At 38.9% G+C, this 16,921-nt stretch carries 14 protein-coding genes and 4 tRNA genes; 1 reads left to right on the top strand and 17 read right to left on the bottom strand.

Going from position 1 to position 16,921, the window contains the following annotated elements; genetic code table 11:
- Positions 1 to 64 precede the first annotated feature (64 nt).
- The 11 genes from rpoB to MCY_RS04225 form a co-directional block, all read right to left on the bottom strand.
- Entirely contained in the window at positions 65 to 4,216 is a 4,152-nt protein-coding gene (gene rpoB, locus MCY_RS04275) for a DNA-directed RNA polymerase subunit beta (protein ID WP_007347144.1), read from the bottom strand.
- 281 nt (positions 4,217 to 4,497) lie between these two features.
- Entirely contained in the window at positions 4,498 to 4,869 is a 372-nt protein-coding gene (gene rplL / locus MCY_RS04270; RefSeq protein ID WP_007347143.1) for a 50S ribosomal protein L7/L12, read from the bottom strand.
- Positions 4,870 to 4,972: 103 nt separating this feature from the next.
- Positions 4,973 to 5,491, bottom strand: coding sequence for a 50S ribosomal protein L10 (rplJ, locus tag MCY_RS04265; protein ID WP_007347142.1), 519 nt, complete (start codon positions 5,489 to 5,491; stop codon positions 4,973 to 4,975).
- A gap of 357 nt (positions 5,492 to 5,848) precedes the next feature.
- Positions 5,849 to 6,553: a 50S ribosomal protein L1 gene (rplA, locus tag MCY_RS04260; protein ID WP_007347141.1), complete on the bottom strand. Its 705-nt coding sequence runs from the start codon at positions 6,551 to 6,553 to the stop codon at positions 5,849 to 5,851.
- A gap of 4 nt (positions 6,554 to 6,557) precedes the next feature.
- The gene (rplK, locus tag MCY_RS04255) at positions 6,558 to 6,986 is read right to left on the bottom strand and encodes a 50S ribosomal protein L11 (RefSeq protein WP_007347140.1); all 429 of its coding nucleotides are present in this window, start codon (positions 6,984 to 6,986) and stop codon (positions 6,558 to 6,560) included.
- A 145-nt stretch (positions 6,987 to 7,131) separates the two neighbouring features.
- Complete coding sequence (gene nusG / locus MCY_RS04250; RefSeq protein WP_007347139.1) at positions 7,132 to 7,662, bottom strand: transcription termination/antitermination protein NusG; 531 nt, start codon at positions 7,660 to 7,662, stop codon at positions 7,132 to 7,134.
- 21 nt (positions 7,663 to 7,683) lie between these two features.
- Positions 7,684 to 7,896, bottom strand: coding sequence for a preprotein translocase subunit SecE (secE, locus tag MCY_RS04245; RefSeq protein ID WP_007347138.1), 213 nt, complete (start codon positions 7,894 to 7,896; stop codon positions 7,684 to 7,686).
- Between the two features lie 198 nt (positions 7,897 to 8,094).
- Positions 8,095 to 8,170, bottom strand: a tRNA-Trp gene (locus MCY_RS04240).
- Positions 8,171 to 8,217: 47 nt separating this feature from the next.
- Positions 8,218 to 9,393, bottom strand: coding sequence for an elongation factor Tu (gene tuf, locus MCY_RS04235; protein WP_007347137.1), 1,176 nt, complete (start codon positions 9,391 to 9,393; stop codon positions 8,218 to 8,220).
- Between the two features lie 174 nt (positions 9,394 to 9,567).
- Positions 9,568 to 9,641: transfer RNA gene (locus MCY_RS04230), tRNA-Gly, on the bottom strand.
- Between the two features lie 31 nt (positions 9,642 to 9,672).
- Positions 9,673 to 9,756: transfer RNA gene (locus MCY_RS04225), tRNA-Tyr, on the bottom strand.
- A gap of 204 nt (positions 9,757 to 9,960) precedes the next feature.
- On the opposite strand from MCY_RS04225, the gene rlmB reads away from it, so the two are divergent.
- On the top strand, positions 9,961 to 10,791 hold the full coding sequence (gene rlmB / locus MCY_RS04220) for a 23S rRNA (guanosine(2251)-2'-O)-methyltransferase RlmB (protein ID WP_007347136.1): 831 nt from the start codon (positions 9,961 to 9,963) through the stop codon (positions 10,789 to 10,791).
- Here the strand turns inward: rlmB and MCY_RS04215 are convergent.
- The 6 genes from MCY_RS04215 to MCY_RS04190 form a co-directional block, all read right to left on the bottom strand.
- Complete coding sequence (locus MCY_RS04215; protein WP_007347135.1) at positions 10,781 to 11,515, bottom strand: rhomboid family intramembrane serine protease; 735 nt, start codon at positions 11,513 to 11,515, stop codon at positions 10,781 to 10,783. The two genes, rlmB and MCY_RS04215, sit on opposite strands and share 11 nt — an antisense overlap.
- 910 nt (positions 11,516 to 12,425) lie before the next feature.
- A complete protein-coding gene (locus tag MCY_RS04210; RefSeq protein ID WP_007347134.1) occupies positions 12,426 to 12,854 on the bottom strand; it encodes a DUF2155 domain-containing protein in 429 nt (142 codons plus the stop codon).
- 85 nt (positions 12,855 to 12,939) lie between these two features.
- Positions 12,940 to 13,338: an NADH:ubiquinone oxidoreductase subunit NDUFA12 gene (locus MCY_RS04205; protein WP_007347133.1), complete on the bottom strand. Its 399-nt coding sequence runs from the start codon at positions 13,336 to 13,338 to the stop codon at positions 12,940 to 12,942.
- 181 nt (positions 13,339 to 13,519) lie between these two features.
- Complete coding sequence (gatB, locus tag MCY_RS04200) at positions 13,520 to 15,019, bottom strand: Asp-tRNA(Asn)/Glu-tRNA(Gln) amidotransferase subunit GatB (RefSeq protein ID WP_007347132.1); 1,500 nt, start codon at positions 15,017 to 15,019, stop codon at positions 13,520 to 13,522.
- A gap of 126 nt (positions 15,020 to 15,145) precedes the next feature.
- Positions 15,146 to 16,555, bottom strand: a complete 1,410-nt coding sequence (tig, locus tag MCY_RS04195; RefSeq protein WP_007347131.1) for a trigger factor — start codon at positions 16,553 to 16,555, stop codon at positions 15,146 to 15,148.
- Between the two features lie 135 nt (positions 16,556 to 16,690).
- Positions 16,691 to 16,773, bottom strand: a tRNA-Leu gene (locus MCY_RS04190).
- Positions 16,774 to 16,921 lie beyond the last annotated feature (148 nt).

Below are 16,921 nucleotides of genomic sequence, written 5' to 3'. Positions count from 1 at the left end.
TTAATAAAGTTATTAGCTTCTTAAAGTAATCAGAGCGCAACCTTTTTCCCGTGCGCTCCTCGAATTATTGTTCTGCTGTATCAGATAATACACGCTGTGCAATGAGTTCACGTGCATCATCAAGCTCCACATTAAGAGCAAGTGAACGCATTTCTTTCACTAATACATTAAAGCTCTCAGGTATACCTGCCTCAAATGTATCATCACCCCGTACAATCGCTTCATAGACTTTTGTCCGACCAGCGACATCATCCGATTTTACTGTTAACATCTCCTGTAAAGTGTATGCAGCACCATAAGCTTCAAGTGCCCAAACCTCCATTTCACCAAAACGCTGTCCACCAAACTGTGCCTTACCCCCTAATGGCTGCTGCGTAACAAGTGAATATGGCCCAATAGAACGCGCATGAATCTTATCATCAACAAGGTGATGTAATTTCAACATATAAATATATCCCACCGTTACTGGACGATCAAAAGGCTCTCCAGTACGACCATCATAAAGTGTAACCTGTCCTGAACTATCTAAGCCTGCATCTTCCAACATCATATTAATATCAGACTCATGCGCTCCATCAAAAACAGGCGTTGCAATTGAAACCCCTTTTTTCATCTGTAACGCTAATTTGTAAAGGCTTTCATTATCATACTGACGAACGGGCTCATTATGATTATCATCAGGCATAAGATTTTCAATGCGCTGGCGCAAAGGAAGTATATCACCAGTCTCTTGATATAATTCTAACAAATCCCCAATCTTCTTACCCATACCCGCACATGCCCAACCAAGATGTGTCTCAAGGATTTGTCCAACATTCATACGACTCGGTACACCAAGCGGATTTAAAACGATATCAGCATGGGTCCCATCTTCAAGAAATGGCATATCTTCTATGGGAAGAATACGTGAGACAACACCCTTATTTCCGTGACGTCCTGCCATCTTATCACCTGGTTGAATTTTGCGCTTCACAGCCACAAAAACCTTCACCATCTTCATGACACCAGGAGGCATTTCATCACCTCTTTGGACCTTTTCAACTTTATCCATAAAGCGACGTTGTAATGCTTCTTTTGATTCATCATATTGCTTGCGCAAAGCTTCAATCTCACTTTGAAGCTTTTCATCTTCAACAGCAAATTGCCACCACTGCGATCGTGGATAATTTTCCATTACCGTACGATCAAGCTTTCTGTTACCTAAAAAGCCTTTTGGACCTTCTACAGCAACTTTACCTGTCAACATATCGGTAAGACGTGCATAAACATTACGATCAAGGATAGACTGTTCATCATCGCGGTCTTTTGCCAAACGCTCAATTTCTTCGCGTTCAATTGCCATAGCACGTTCATCTTTTTCCACACCATGACGATTAAAAACCCGAACTTCAACAACAGTACCAAAAGTCCCAGGAGGCATACGCATAGAAGTATCACGAACATCAGATGCCTTTTCCCCAAAAATTGCACGCAGAAGCTTTTCTTCCGGTGTCATGGGACTTTCTCCCTTTGGTGTAATCTTTCCAACTAAAATATCACCCGGTTGTACTTCAGCTCCAATATAAACAATACCAGCCTCATCAAGATTCCTTAATGCTTCTTCTGCAACATTAGGAATATCGCGCGTAATTTCCTCAGGCCCAAGTTTCGTATCGCGTGCTGCAACTTCAAATTCCTCAATATGAATTGAAGTAAAAACATCATCAGCAACAATACGTTCAGATAACAAAATGGAATCTTCATAATTATATCCATTCCAAGGCATAAAGGCGACAAGAACATTTCGTCCAAGAGCTAAATCACCAAGATCAGTAGATGGACCATCTGCAATAATATCACCTTTTTCTACCCTATCACCGACATGCACAAGTGGACGTTGATTAATACAAGTGGACTGATTAGAACGTTGAAATTTTTGCAAACGATAAATATCAACACCTGATTTTGAAGGATCTAAATCTTCTGTCGCACGAATAACAATACGGGTAGCATCAACTTGATCAACAATACCGCTACGTTTTGCACTCACAGCAGCTCCTGAATCGCGCGCAACAACAGACTCCATTCCTGTACCAACAAATGGCGCTTCAGCACGGACAAGAGGAACTGCCTGACGCTGCATATTCGATCCCATCAGTGCGCGATTCGCATCATCATTTTCTAAAAACGGAATAAGCGCTGCAGCGACTGAGACTAACTGTTTTGGTGACACATCCATCAAATCAACATGATCACGCGGCGCCATTAAAACTTCACCAGCATGACGGCAAACAACAAACTCTTCTATAAAACGGCCTTCACTATCTAATGAAGAATTAGCTTGAGCGACATAATGCTTTGCTTCTTCCATCGCTGAAAGATAAATAACCTCTCTTGTAACTTTACCATCAATAATTTTACGATATGGGCTTTCAATAAAGCCATATTTATTGACTCGTGCAAACGTTGCTAAGGAGTTAATGAGTCCAATATTAGGACCTTCTGGTGTTTCAATCGGACAAATACGACCATAATGTGTAGGATGTACGTCACGAACTTCAAATCCTGCACGTTCACGAGTCAAACCACCTGGACCAAGAGCAGAAAGACGACGCTTATGAGTAATTTCCGATAATGGGTTAGTTTGATCCATAAACTGTGACAATTGTGAAGACCCAAAAAACTCTCGAACTGCTGCTGCAGCAGGCTTTGCATTGATCAAATCCTGCGGCATAACTGTATCAATCTCAACAGATGACATACGCTCTTTTATCGCACGTTCCATACGAAGGAGACCAATGCGATATTGATTCTCCATCAACTCCCCAACAGAACGAACGCGACGATTTCCAAGATTATCAATATCATCAATTTCACCACGACCATCACGTAATTCAACCAACATCTTAACAACAGCAAGAATATCTTCTTGGCGTAAAACGCGGACTGTATCTGGACAGTTAAGATCCATACGCAAATTCATCTTAACACGTCCAACAGCTGAAAGATCATAACGCTCTGGATCAAAAAATAATGAATGAAACATCGCTTCTGCTGTATCGATTGTTGGAGGCTCTCCTGGACGCATTACACGATAAATATCAAACAACGCATCTTGCCGACTTTCATTTTTATCCACCTTTAAAGTATTACGGATATATGCTCCAATATTCATGTGATCAATATCAAGGATATTGATTTGATCAGCGCTAACATCAAGCAGAACCTTCAATACCTTTTCGTCAATTTCATCTCCAGCTTCAAGGTAAATTTCACCTGTCTCGTAATTGACTATGTCTTCAGCAAGATAACAACCTAATAGATCATCTTCACTAACTTTAACCGCCTTAAGGCCCTTTTCTGCCAAAGACTTCGCAACACGCACTGTTAACTTTTTACCAGCCTCTGCAACTACCTCACCGCTATCTGCGTCTATAAGATCAGAAATAAGTTTTATTCCTTTAAAGCGATCAATAGAATAAAGAACACGCCATCCCTCGCCATCACGCTCATAAGTCACTTTATCATAAAATGTTGATAAAATATCCGATGCATCCATACCTAATGCCATCAAAAGGCTAGTAACAGGAATCTTGCGCCGCCGATCAATACGCGCATAAATGATATCTTTAGCATCAAACTCAATATCAAGCCAAGAGCCACGATACGGAATAACACGAGCAGCAAAAAGAAGTTTTCCTGACGAATGCGACTTCCCTTTATCATGATCAAAAAAAACACCAGGAGAACGGTGCATTTGAGAAACAATAACACGCTCCGTACCATTAACGATAAAGGTACCATTCGTTGTCATTAAAGGCATATCGCCCATATAAACGCCCTGCTCTTTAATGTCCTTGATATCTTTAGAGCCAGTATCCTCATCAACATCAAAAACAATCAAACGCAATATAACCTTTAGGGGGGCGGCATAAGTTAAATCACGTTGACGGCATTCTTCAACATCAAATTTCGGTAAATCAAATTCATAACCAACAAACTCAAGCATAGCTGTACCGGAGAAATCCGAAATAGGAAATACCGACTTAAAAACAGCTTGCAAACCTTCATCTGGTCGCCCACCTTTCGGTTCCTCAACCATGAGAAACTGATCATATGACGCTTTTTGAACCTCAATAAGATTTGGCATTTCGGCTACTTCAGGAATCTTACCAAAAAATTTACGTACCCGTTTACGACCATTGAATTGATACATCATTGCATGAGTCTGAGCCATCGTTGCTCCTTGATCTTTACTCTTCAAGGTAGACAAACCTTGAAAGCCTTATATCATTAACCTGCATATGCAGACCAGTTCACTTGACACCCAATAATGAGCATCGCTAACTTCCCCAGGAACACAAGCCGTTTATTTATTTGGCTCTCTGTTGAGGAGAGGAATCCAACCTAAACCCAATATGACTAAAATGCCGGGAAAAGATCTTCTACTCACTATTTTCCCTCTTTGTTAAAAGAAAGAAAACCGGCGAACATAAACGCCCGCCGATAAAATTAAATTTACTTAAGTTCAACTTTAGCACCAGCAGCTTCAAGTTGAGATTTAATTTTCTCTGCTTCTTCTTTAGAAGCACCTTCTTTAATAGGCTTAGGTGCTCCTTCAACCAGATCTTTAGCTTCTTTAAGACCAAGTCCAGTAAGAGCACGAACCTCCTTAATGACATTAATCTTTTGCGCACCACCTTCAACAAGAATAACATCAAATTCTGTTTTTTCTTCAGCAACTGGAGCAGCAGTGCCAGCAACAGCAGCTACAGCTACAGGAGCAGCAGCGGAAACCCCCCACTTTTCTTCAAGTAACTTAGAAAGCTCAGCAGCTTCCAAAAGGGTGAGATTAGAAAGGTCTTCTACGATCTTCTCTAGATCAGCCATTTTTAAATTCCTTCAGTTAAAAAATTTGAACCATTATTAAAACTTATTCAAAAAAAGACAGAAAAGCATTAAAACTCCTCCATCACTATGAACACAAACAGCCTTAAGCCGCCTTATCCTCTTGAGCATACGCTCCAATGACACGTGCAATCTGACCAGCAGGTGCATTAACAATTTGTGCAATACGAGTCGCAGGGGTAGAAACCATACCCACAAGTTTTGCTCGCAACTCGTTTAATGAAGGCAATGAAGCCAATGACTTCACAGCATCTACACTTAAACTTGTCGCACCCATTGAACCGCCAAGGATGACAAATTTGTCATTGCTTTTTGCAAAATCAACAGCAACTTTCGGTGCCGTGATTGGATCTTCTGAATAAGCAATAAGTGTTTGTCCAGTAAACAAATCCATTATCGATTCAGATTCCGTGCCCTGAAGAGCGATTTTAGCAAGACGGTTTTTGGCGACTTTAATGGCACCGCCAGCTTCACCCATTTTCGAACGAAGATCATTCATCTGGGAAACTGTCAGACCGGAGTAATGTGCAACAATAACAGAACCAGACTTCCGAAAAGTCTCGTTAAGCCATGTAACAAATTCGCGTTTTTCCGCTCTATTCACTGTCTCTCTCCATTTAACAGATTTGCTTAAAACAAATCTGTTGGTTACCTTTGATAACATAAAATACTTCATGTCACCGATGAGGATCCTGTCCCCTTTTTCACGCACAGCGTTCAAAGGCAACCCTGGCTCAAACCCTTTAAGTCTTTTAACTCTCAGTTTTTACCCCAGTCTCATGCAGGCTCTTTTTGATTAAGATACTTAAAAGCATCACCTACAATCTCGGACAGGATATTCCGGAATTTCTCCCGGTTAACCTAAGCTCTATAAAGCTTAGATAGCTAAATGCTGATCAAAATTAGCATTTTAAATATAGCTTTGATATTCACATACCCCAAAACAACATTATAAATCAGTTTATACTGACTCTGAACGCACCGTTGCTGGATCAACTTTAACACCAACACCCATCGTCGAAGAAACAGCAACACGCTTAATATACTCACCTTTCGCACCCTGCGGTTTAGCTTTAATAACTGCACTTGCAAAAGCTTTTATATTTTCTACGATTTTTTCAACACCAAAGGAAGCTTTACCAACACCAGCATGCACAATACCCGCCTTTTCGACACGAAACTCAACAGCACCACCTTTAGAAGCCTTGACAGCGCCAGCAACATCAAGTGTTACAGTACCAACTTTAGGATTTGGCATCAAGCTCCGTGGTCCAAGAATCTTACCAAGACGACCAACAAGAGGCATCATATCTGGTGTTGCGATACAACGATCAAAGTCAATCGCTCCACCATTAATGCTTTCAAACAAATCTTCAGCACCCACAATATCAGCTCCTGCTGCCTTAGCTTCCTCAGCCTTATCTCCGCGAGCAAAAACGGCAACACGAATATTTCGGCCTGTTCCATTAGGCAAATGCGCAACCCCTCGAACCATTTGATCAGCATGACGAGGATCAACGCCTAAGTTCATTGAAATTTCAATTGTTTCATCAAATTTAGCAATAGCACGCTCTTTAATCATTGAAATAGCATCTTCTAAAGCGTAAAGCTCATTAAAATCAATATCTTTCCGGATATTTTTTATTCTCTTTGCTAATTTTGCCATAATATTAGCCCACCACTTCCAAGCCCATCGAGCGAGCAGAACCTTCAATCATACGCATTGCTGCCTCAATATCATTCGCATTAAGATCTTTCATTTTTGATTCCGCAATCGAACGAATTTTATCGCGAGAAATGCTTCCTACAGACACTTTCCCAGGCTCTTTCGAGCCAGATTTTAGTTTTGCTTCCTTCTTTAAAAAGAACGAGATAGGAGGAGTTTTGAGAGAAAACGTAAAAGATTTATCTTGGTAATATGTAATAACAACTGGAATCGGTGCTCCCTTTTCCATTTCTTGTGTAGCTGCATTAAATGCCTTACAAAATTCCATGATATTAATACCGCGCTGCCCAAGAGCTGGACCAATCGGCGGAGACGGAGTAGCAGCTCCTGCAGGGACCTGCAACTTGAGCTGACCTATACTTTTCTTTGCCATAACAATCTGCCTTCAATTTAACTAGTAGACTGATAATTCATCTTGCCCACTACTCGCTGCAGTTATGTGGTTCGGATCATTAAGCCGACAAAAGCTATAAATCACCTCCCACTCCTTCCTTAAAGTAATTATACTTTAAGTTTAATCAGAGTTTCTCAACCTGACCAAATTCTAAATCAACAGGCGTAGGACGCCCAAAAATGAGCACTTCAACCTTAAGACGAGAACGCTCTTCCTCAACCTCCTGAACAATTCCATTAAACGAAACAAAAGGTCCATCAGCAACACGAACTTGCTCTCCAACCTCAAATAATACAGACGACTTTGGAGACTCAACACCCTCCTGAACTTGTTTGAGAATTTTTTCAACCTCTCGATCAGAAATAGGAACAGGATGCGCATCCGCTCCTAAAAAACCTGTCACTTTAGGAGTATTCTTAATAAGATGATAAACTTCATCTGTTAACTCAGCACGAATAAGAACATAACCAGGGAAAAATTTTCGCTCAGTATCAACCTTGCGCCCGCGACGAATTTCTACAACACGCTCTGTTGGAACAAAAATCTTTTCAAACAGATGATCAAGTCCTTTTTGCTTTGCCTCTTTATCAATAGCTTCCGCTACTTTCTTTTCAAAATTTGAATATGCCTGAACAATATACCAACGAGCCGCCACAGTCACACTTCCTTAACATTCTCAACTAAAAAGATACTTCAGAAGATCAATAACCCGCCAAACACCAAAATGCATAACCTGATCCACAATAAAAAAGAAAGCTGAAGCTAATGCAGTTACCAACAAAACCATGACCGTAGAAATAACCGTCTCACGACGTGTAGGCCATTTTACTTTAATTGTCTCTGCATAAACCTGCTTCATAAATGTAATCGGATTGGTTTTAGACGCCATCGTTACACTACACTTTCTCTAGCCCTATTGTATTTTATATAACAAAATAAACAGAAACAAAATGCAAAAGCCAAATTCTGGACTTATGCAATTTTCTTACTTCCTATTCAATACCGTTTCATACACAAAAAAACAAGCCCCTTATAAAAAAAAGCAGAAAAGAATATACTATTCAACATCTATGATCTCATCCCCCTTTGGCAGGGGCAGCAGGATTTGAACCCGCGACCTGCGGTTTTGGAGACCGCCGCTCTACCAACTGAGCTATACCCCTAACTTACAAAACTAAAACACTTTTAATACCTCTTCAACAAGCATTATTTATTCAATGATTTTAGAGACGATACCAGCACCAACGGTACGACCACCTTCACGAATAGCAAAACGAAGTTTCTCTTCCATCGCTATCGGAACAATCAAAGACACATCCATCGCAACATTATCTCCCGGCATAACCATTTCCGTTCCTTCCGGAAGCGTAACAATCCCTGTCACATCCGTAGTACGGAAATAAAACTGGGGACGATAATTCGTGAAAAATGGAGTATGACGCCCACCCTCATCTTTCGTCAAAATATAAGCCTCTGCTTTAAAGCGAGTGTGAGGTGTAACGGAACCTGGTTTAGCCAATACCTGACCACGCTCAACCCCTTCACGATCAACACCACGAAGAAGCGCCCCAATATTGTCACCCGCTTGACCTTGATCTAAAAGTTTGCGGAACATTTCAACACCTGTAACCGTCGTTTTGGAAGTTGGACGAATACCAATAATCTCAATTTCTTCACCAACCTTAATAACACCACGCTCAACACGACCGGTAACAACAGTTCCACGACCTGAAATCGAAAAAACATCTTCTATCGGCATCAAAAATGGCTGATCAACAGGTCGCTCAGGGGTCGGAATATAATTATCAACTTCACTCAGTAAAAGACGAACCGCATCTTCACCAATGCTTTTATCCTTATCCTCAAGCGCCGCCAACGCAGAACCCTTAACTATTGGTATATCATCACCTGGAAAATCATATTTGGATAAAAGTTCCCGAACCTCAAGCTCTACAAGCTCCAAAAGTTCTGCATCATCAACCTGATCAACTTTATTCAGAAAAACAACAATCGCTGGAACACCAACCTGACGCGCAAGCAAAATATGCTCGCGTGTTTGAGGCATAGGACCATCAGCCGCAGAAACAACCAAAATCGCACCATCCATCTGCGCAGCCCCTGTGATCATGTTCTTCACATAATCAGCGTGACCTGGACAATCAACGTGCGCATAGTGACGCTTTTCCGTTTCATACTCAACGTGTGCTGTAGAAATAGTAATCCCACGGGCGCGCTCTTCCGGTGCAGCATCAATTTGATCATATGCTTTAAACTCACCAAAAAACTTCGTAATCGCCGCTGTCAACGAGGTCTTCCCATGATCAACGTGACCAATCGTACCAATGTTAACATGCGGTTTTGTACGTTCAAATTTGCTCTTCGCCATCGCTCTTAATCTCTTGTTTCTCTATTTGTTAGCACCTAAAAATAGACCTGCAGAAATGAATTAAACTGGACAAACACCAGCCCAATCACTACAACTCTTAGACGGAAAGTACCGCCCACTCTAATAATGGAACATCTTCCATCATACCTACTTGCCTAACCATCAATAGCCATTTGGAGCGGGTAGCGGGAATCGAACCCGCATATTCAGCTTGGAAGGCTGCTGCTCTACCATTGAGCTATACCCGCATGACCTACGTACTAACTCTCCTCCGATGAATGGTGGAGGGGGTTGGATTCGAACCAACGTAGCATACGCAACGGATTTACAGTCCGCCCCCTTTAACCACTCGGGCACCCCTCCATTACACCGGTAAAGTCGCGCAATGAGGCATCACGACAACCATCTTGAACGCCTATTCAATCCAATCTGATTGTGAAGTGGTTATGACGATTACTATTGTATCTGTCAACAGAATAAATACAATTCTATACAAATTTCCTACTCAGAACTTTAAATCATAGATTTTTTTATCTATTTTTTTTAAGAACAGGCTATAAAGAAGCCATGAAAGAAAAAACATTACAAAATTCTCATTATGCTCGTTTACGTCGTCGATATCGCGATACAAAAGGCTCTTCTTCTCGATCTTTTACACATCTGAAGAAGAAAACCACTTCCATACCAGAAGAAATAATCCGTCTTTATGGCATTCATTCCGTTTATGCTGCTTTAAAAAACCCAAAAAGAATTTTTAAATGTCTTTACATTACACAAAATGCCTTAAAACGATTAAATATGTCCGAATCAGATTACCCTTGCCCTGTTACATTATGCACACCCAAATATCTCGATTCGCTAGTTGGAAATGAAGCGGTTCATCAAGGTATTGTCTTGGAAACCTTCCCTCTTAAACCATGCAAACTATCTGAACTAACCAATACTGATCTGGTCATTGTTATGGATCAAATTACTGATCCACATAATGTTGGTGCTATTATGCGCTCTGCAGTTGCATTTAAAGCCAAAGCACTTATTACCACTTGCCATCATTCTCCACACGAAAGCGGCGTTCTTGCAAAAGCGGCATCAGGAGCTCTGGAAATGATTCCTTATATTACCGTACGAAACCTCGCTGAAACTCTTCAAGAACTCCATCAAACAGGTTTTACAAGCTTTGGCCTTGATTCAGAAGGGAATCAATCTCTAGAAACAACACTAAAAGGGAATAAAATTGCTCTTGTTTTAGGAGCAGAAGGTAAAGGTTTACGGAAAAAAACACGTGAAACCGTTTGCACTCTAGCACGTCTCGATATGCCTGGAAATATTAAATCATTAAATGTTTCAAACGCAGCAACAATAGCACTTTATGTAGCGCATAAATATCTTAGATTCTAGTTTTTTTTCCATAAATATCAAAAAAACCAATCAACAAAAAGCCCGCAAAAAAACCGCCAATATGAGCTTCCCATGCCATGAAGATACCGTTTTCTTCAAAAAAAACAGAAGAAATACCTATGATAAAATCAATCATTAGCCAGACACTCATATAAACAAGTGTCCCTTTGGAACACAGGGATCTTTTAATGGATAATAAAGGCCCCTCAAAAAAATTATTCTGCGCATTGACACCTAAATAGTTATTGGGAAAACCATAACGCACAATGGCACCCATCATTCCAAACACCGCACCTGATGCCCCAACAAGTGATATGGTACTTTCTTGATGAAACGTAAAATATGTCAAAACAGATACAACTGCCGTTAATACCCAAAAAATTAAAAAACGTAAAATACCAAAATGTCTGACTAAAGGAGAGCCAAAAACCAAAAGCCAAACCATATTAAGAGCAACATGTTTAAAACTACTATGCATAAATGAATAGCTCACCATAGTATAACAAAATGCTAAAGGATCCATCTTAAACAATGCTGGTGTAAATGAAAAAAACTTAAGACTTTCAACATAGACCTGATGAGAAAAAAAATAATACGGAATACAATAAAGACAAAAACAAAATGCTATCAGAACAACTATAATAAATGGAATATTTAATAAAGGTTCTTTAGATTGTTTTGGCAATCGATAAATGTGATTATGCTGAGGATCAGAAATTTTCATTATATAAAATCTCATATTCTTTGGAGAATTGATAACTTTTTACACAAAATAAATATATGCGTCTTGGATAAAAACAATCTTTTAACTTAAAGCTTTTCGATTCCCCGTTTTCAGTTTTTAATAGCTTACTGTAGAAACATGTGTACCTTATGCAAAAGATTTTGAAAACATAGATATTAAGTAATATAATTTATAAAATTAGCGATATCCTGCTTATTTAAGTGTGAAGTTTGTAATGCAATATGCAAAAACTTACGAATAAACAAATGCACCCATGAGACATTTTATAAAATAAAAAATGTCAAATACATAAATGTTCATTTTTGTCAGAAATACACCAATTGTTGTACTATTTTAATTACACTATACTTCCAATTAAAATTTTAAATAATCTTAAATCTTAATTTTTCCAACAACACAACTTGCATTACTTCTACTCTTTAAATGAAAAATGATATCTCCATAAGAATAAAAGCATATCAACATATTTACATTCCTAGATACAATAATTAATGTTTCATAATTTATTATTTGATATGTCTATATATTTTTATCCATAAATACAAAAGCGTCGACTCATTCTCTGTAAAAACTAGGAACAAATATCTCATTACACCTCTCATAGATATAGCTCAAGAATCATATCCGATGAAAGACTCGAAAAAGCAATAAATTCATTTCAATGATGCATCCTTCGATTTAAACAGTTCATGAAAGAAACTTGCATTCATTCTTTAAACAGTCATCCGTACACTCTTCACTTGTAAAGTACAAGAAAATTGTTTCAATTAATTCAATGTAAAAAAAATTTGAAATGAAAAAAACACAGAAATTCAAACGCCTCTTTCAAGTTGTAAAATAATAAACTATCATCATAAATCAATGTATTAAATAATATAGAAAATACCAATCATTGAAGAGATGGATCTTGAGAACTCTGCTTGCAATCTTTTAACCACACATCATAAATAGGATGCTCAACAGCGTTCAAACCAGGACTATCTGCAAACATCCATCCTGTAAAAATACGCCGTATTTTTTTATCTAATGCAACTTCATCGACTTCAACAAAACCAGTTGTACGCGTTGGCTCATCTTTAGAGCTCGTATAACAAGCACGGGGTGTTACCTGTAATGCACCGTACTGATAAATTTCACCAAGAGTAACTTCAAAACGCGTGATCCGTCCTGTGATTTTATCAAGACCTGAAAAAACAGCAATCCCATTGCTAATACGTCCAGCTTGCACGCTACCATTTAAGGATAAAGACACTAAACATCCCATTAAAAAAATATAAAAAAAACGCCTCAATCCTAACAATAAAAAAAACCTCACCATATAAAAACCGATAGTACATTAAAAATAACTCTTATTATAACACAGAGTCAAATAAGATAAAAATACACGCACACCTTAAAATACTTTATTTTTTAGGCAACCATGCATCATAATCTTCATGTACACAAGGATGCTGTTCATTATAAGTAATAGCTCCCTTTGGTCGATAGGCCTCACTTGTTCCTGTCATATTCGCAACATGAGGCTTTTCCCACTCATATGGATGATAATCTTCTTGCGTTGGTGGATTATCAAAGCGATGATGAATCCAGCCATGCCAACCTGGTGGAATAGTAGAAGCTTCAGAATAATCTTTATAAATAACCCAACGGTGCGGATAACCATCCTTATGAAGTCCTCCCTCATAATATATATTTCCGAATTGATCTTCCCCTATCCGCTTACCTTTACGCCATGTAAAAAAACGCGTACCAATAGTATTACCATTCCACCAGGTAAAGATTTGTTTAAAAAAACGAACCATTCGCTATTCCATTTCTTTAGTATATCCATGAAATCAATCATTGGAATAAAATTGCTAATACCTGAAATTATCAAAAAAGTTACGGATTAACTCGGTCACAACTCTAATTTATAGGATAACTTGCTCTTCCTTAATTTCAAAAAGATAGAATATTTATGGATCCTTCTCCACCCCATAAAGTTTAATCTATACCAAGTTTCATCTTAACCAATTCATTCACAGTTTGAGGATTTGCCTTACCATCCGTGGCTTTCATCACCTGTCCAACAAACCAACCAGCTAAAGCAGGTTTTTGCTTTGCTTGCGCAACTTTATCAGAGTTATTGGCAACAATCTCATCGACAGCTCTTTCAATAACCTTGGTATCTGTTACCTGCTTCATATTACGATCTTCTACAATTTGGCGCGGCTCTCCCCCCTCATTCCAAATAATCTCAAAAAGATCTTTGGCAATTTTCCCAGAAATAATTTTTTCTTTTATGAGATCAATAATACTTCCTAATTGACTTGGTGATATTGGTGAATCTTTAATTTCAAGATTATTTTTATTTAAAGCCCCTAAAAGATCATTAATCACCCAGTTAGCAACCATTTTTCCATCACGGCCATGAGCAACCTCTTCAAAATAATCAACAATAGCTTTCTCTGTTACAAGAATGGAAGCATCATACACTGTCAGTCCCATTTCCGTGACAAAACGTGCTTTTATAGCGTCGGGAAATTCTGGCAAATCTGCTGCCAATGCATCTACAAATGCTTGATCAAATTCCAATGGCAAAAGATCAGGATCAGGGAAATAGCGATAGTCATGCGCTTCTTCCTTTGAGCGCATAGAACGTGTTTCACTTTTAGCAGCATCAAAAAGCCGAGTTTCTTGATCTATGACACCCCCATTTTCTAAAATTGCGATCTGACGACGCGCTTCATACTCAATCGCTTGACCAATAAAACGAATAGAATTAACATTTTTGATTTCACAACGCGTCCCAAAATCCTCACCAGGGCGACGAACAGAGACATTGACATCCGCACGCATAGAACCTTCATCCATATTGCCATCGCAAGTGCCCAAATAACGAACAATCGTACGCAATTTTGTCATATAAGCTTTGGCTTCATCTGATGAGCGCATATCAGGTTTGGAAACAATTTCCATCAGAGCAACACCAGAACGATTAAGATCCACAAAAGACATCGTTGGATGTTGATCGTGCATCGATTTTCCAGCATCCTGTTCAAGATGCAACCTTTCGATTCCTACTTCAATATCCTCAAATTGACCATTCGAATCTGGTCCCACAGATATGATAACTTTTCCCTCCCCTACAATGGGAAAGCGAAACTGAGAAATCTGATACCCCTGTGGTAAATCAGGATAAAAATAATTCTTACGATCAAAAACAGATCTTAAATTAATACGTGCCTTCAATCCTAATCCTGTTCTAATCGCTTGGCGAACACATTCTTGATTAAGAACAGGCAACATACCTGGCATAGCTGCATCAATAAGTGATACATGATTGTTCGGCTCCGCACCAAATTTGGTTGATGCGCCTGAAAAAAGTTTCGAATTCGATATGATTTGCGCATGAACCTCCATGCCAATGATGACTTCCCAATCACCTGTAACTCCAGAAATAAAACGCTTAGAATCAGGAGTACGCGTATCAATGATACTCATTATCAATCCACTACCAATATTCTAAATATACCTCATGGTTTATCTAAAAACCATTCTCAGTGAAATCCTAGGATAAATCCCAACTAAAAACCCGATTCTATCGGGCTTATTCTGTTTGCGTAAATATTAGGCTTTTTTAGGAGCCTTTTTCTTAGATGATGTTTTTTCTGCAGACTTTTTCTTTGCCAACTTTTCTTCAGTAGCATCTGATTCGTCATATTCTTTCATCAATTCTTCAATCGTCACTTCTTTATCTGTGACTTTTATCTGTGCTAACAAATGATCAATGACCTTCTCTTCAAAAATCGGAGCACGAAGATGTTCAACAGCTTCCGGAGTCTTACGGAAAAAATCCATAATCTCTTTCTCTTTGCCAGGATACTGGCGAACCTGATCAAAAACGGCTGCTTTTAGCTCATCCTCACTGACTTTAACACCAACTTTCATTCCAATTTCAGAAAGCACCAAACCAAGACGAACACGACGTTGTGCAAGAATACGATATTCCTCACGTGCCTCTTCTTCTGTAATACCTTCATCTTCAAAACTGCGCCCCGCCTTTTTCAAATCATCATTAACTTGAGCCCATATATTGTTAAATTCAATTTCTAAAAGTCCTTCAGGAATTTCAAAATTATAATCATCATCTAAAGCATCGAGAATTTGACGCTTAACTTTTTGACGTGTCATTGCACCATATTGGCTTTCAATTTGCCCACGAATCACCTCACGTAAGCGATCAAGGGATTCCAAACCAACTTTCCGCGCTGCTTCATCATCAACCTTTAATTCATCTGGCTTAAAGACAGCTTTGATAGTAATGTCAAACTCTGCTTCCCGTCCTGCCAAATGTGCTGCACTATAATTATCAGGAAATTTAATAGAAATCGTCTTTTTATCACCAGCCTTTACACCAACCAATTGTTCTTCAAAACCAGGAATAAATTGTTTTGACCCAAGAATCAGTTGGGCATCATTATCCGCCCCGCCTTCAAATAAAACGCCTTCAAGCTTACCTTGATAATCTATAGTAATACGATCACCTTCTTCAGAAGCCCCCTCTTTTAGGGAATAATTACGTGTAGAAGAAAGGACGCGATTAACTTGATCATCAACATCCTGTTCAGGAATCGTAGCAACTTCACGGATAACTTCAATATGTTTAAAATCTTTAATTTCAATTTGTGGCAAAACCTCATACTTTAAACTGAAAGCAAAATCAGATTTACCATCTAAAGTTTTTTCATCTTCATCTATATCAATTTTTGGCTGCATCGCTGCACGTTCATTGCGGTCAGCTAAAATAGAACGTGGCGCATCACTGAGTATCTCATTGAGAATCTCCACCATAAAAGATTTACCATACATTTTCCGCAAATGCCTATCAGGCACTTTGCCAGGACGAAAACCATTAAGTTTAATCTTATCCCTGGTATCATCCAACCGTTCATTCAACTTTTCTTCTAAATCTTTCGCTGGAACCACGATCTTAATTTCGCGCTTCAGTCCTTCATTAAGCGTCTCGGTAACCTGCATTAAACACCTTCATTTTTCTAAGGAGAGAGATAAACCCTCTCTAATAATCACTACATTCTAACACTTCTGAGTATTACATCACCATGAAGCGGAATTCCAGACACGTAGAAACCCTTAGCACTTAAGGGATTGCTTTGGTGCGGATGGAGGGATTCGAACCCCCACGGTCTCCCGCCAGAACCTAAATCTGGTGCGTCTACCAATTTCGCCACATCCGCCAAACTTACAAGCTAATAACCTTATACAAGCGGCGTTTCTATACCATTAATTACAGAAAAAAAGCAAACAAATATATTAAAAAAAACAAATACACATCATTCTTACAAATTAATAAAAATAAAATCTATGCTTTTCATAGACAGCTTC

The organism is Bartonella rattimassiliensis 15908, from assembly GCF_000278215.1.
Classification (GTDB): domain Bacteria; phylum Pseudomonadota; class Alphaproteobacteria; order Rhizobiales; family Rhizobiaceae; genus Bartonella; species Bartonella rattimassiliensis.
This window is presented reverse-complemented; position numbering and strand designations above follow the sequence as displayed.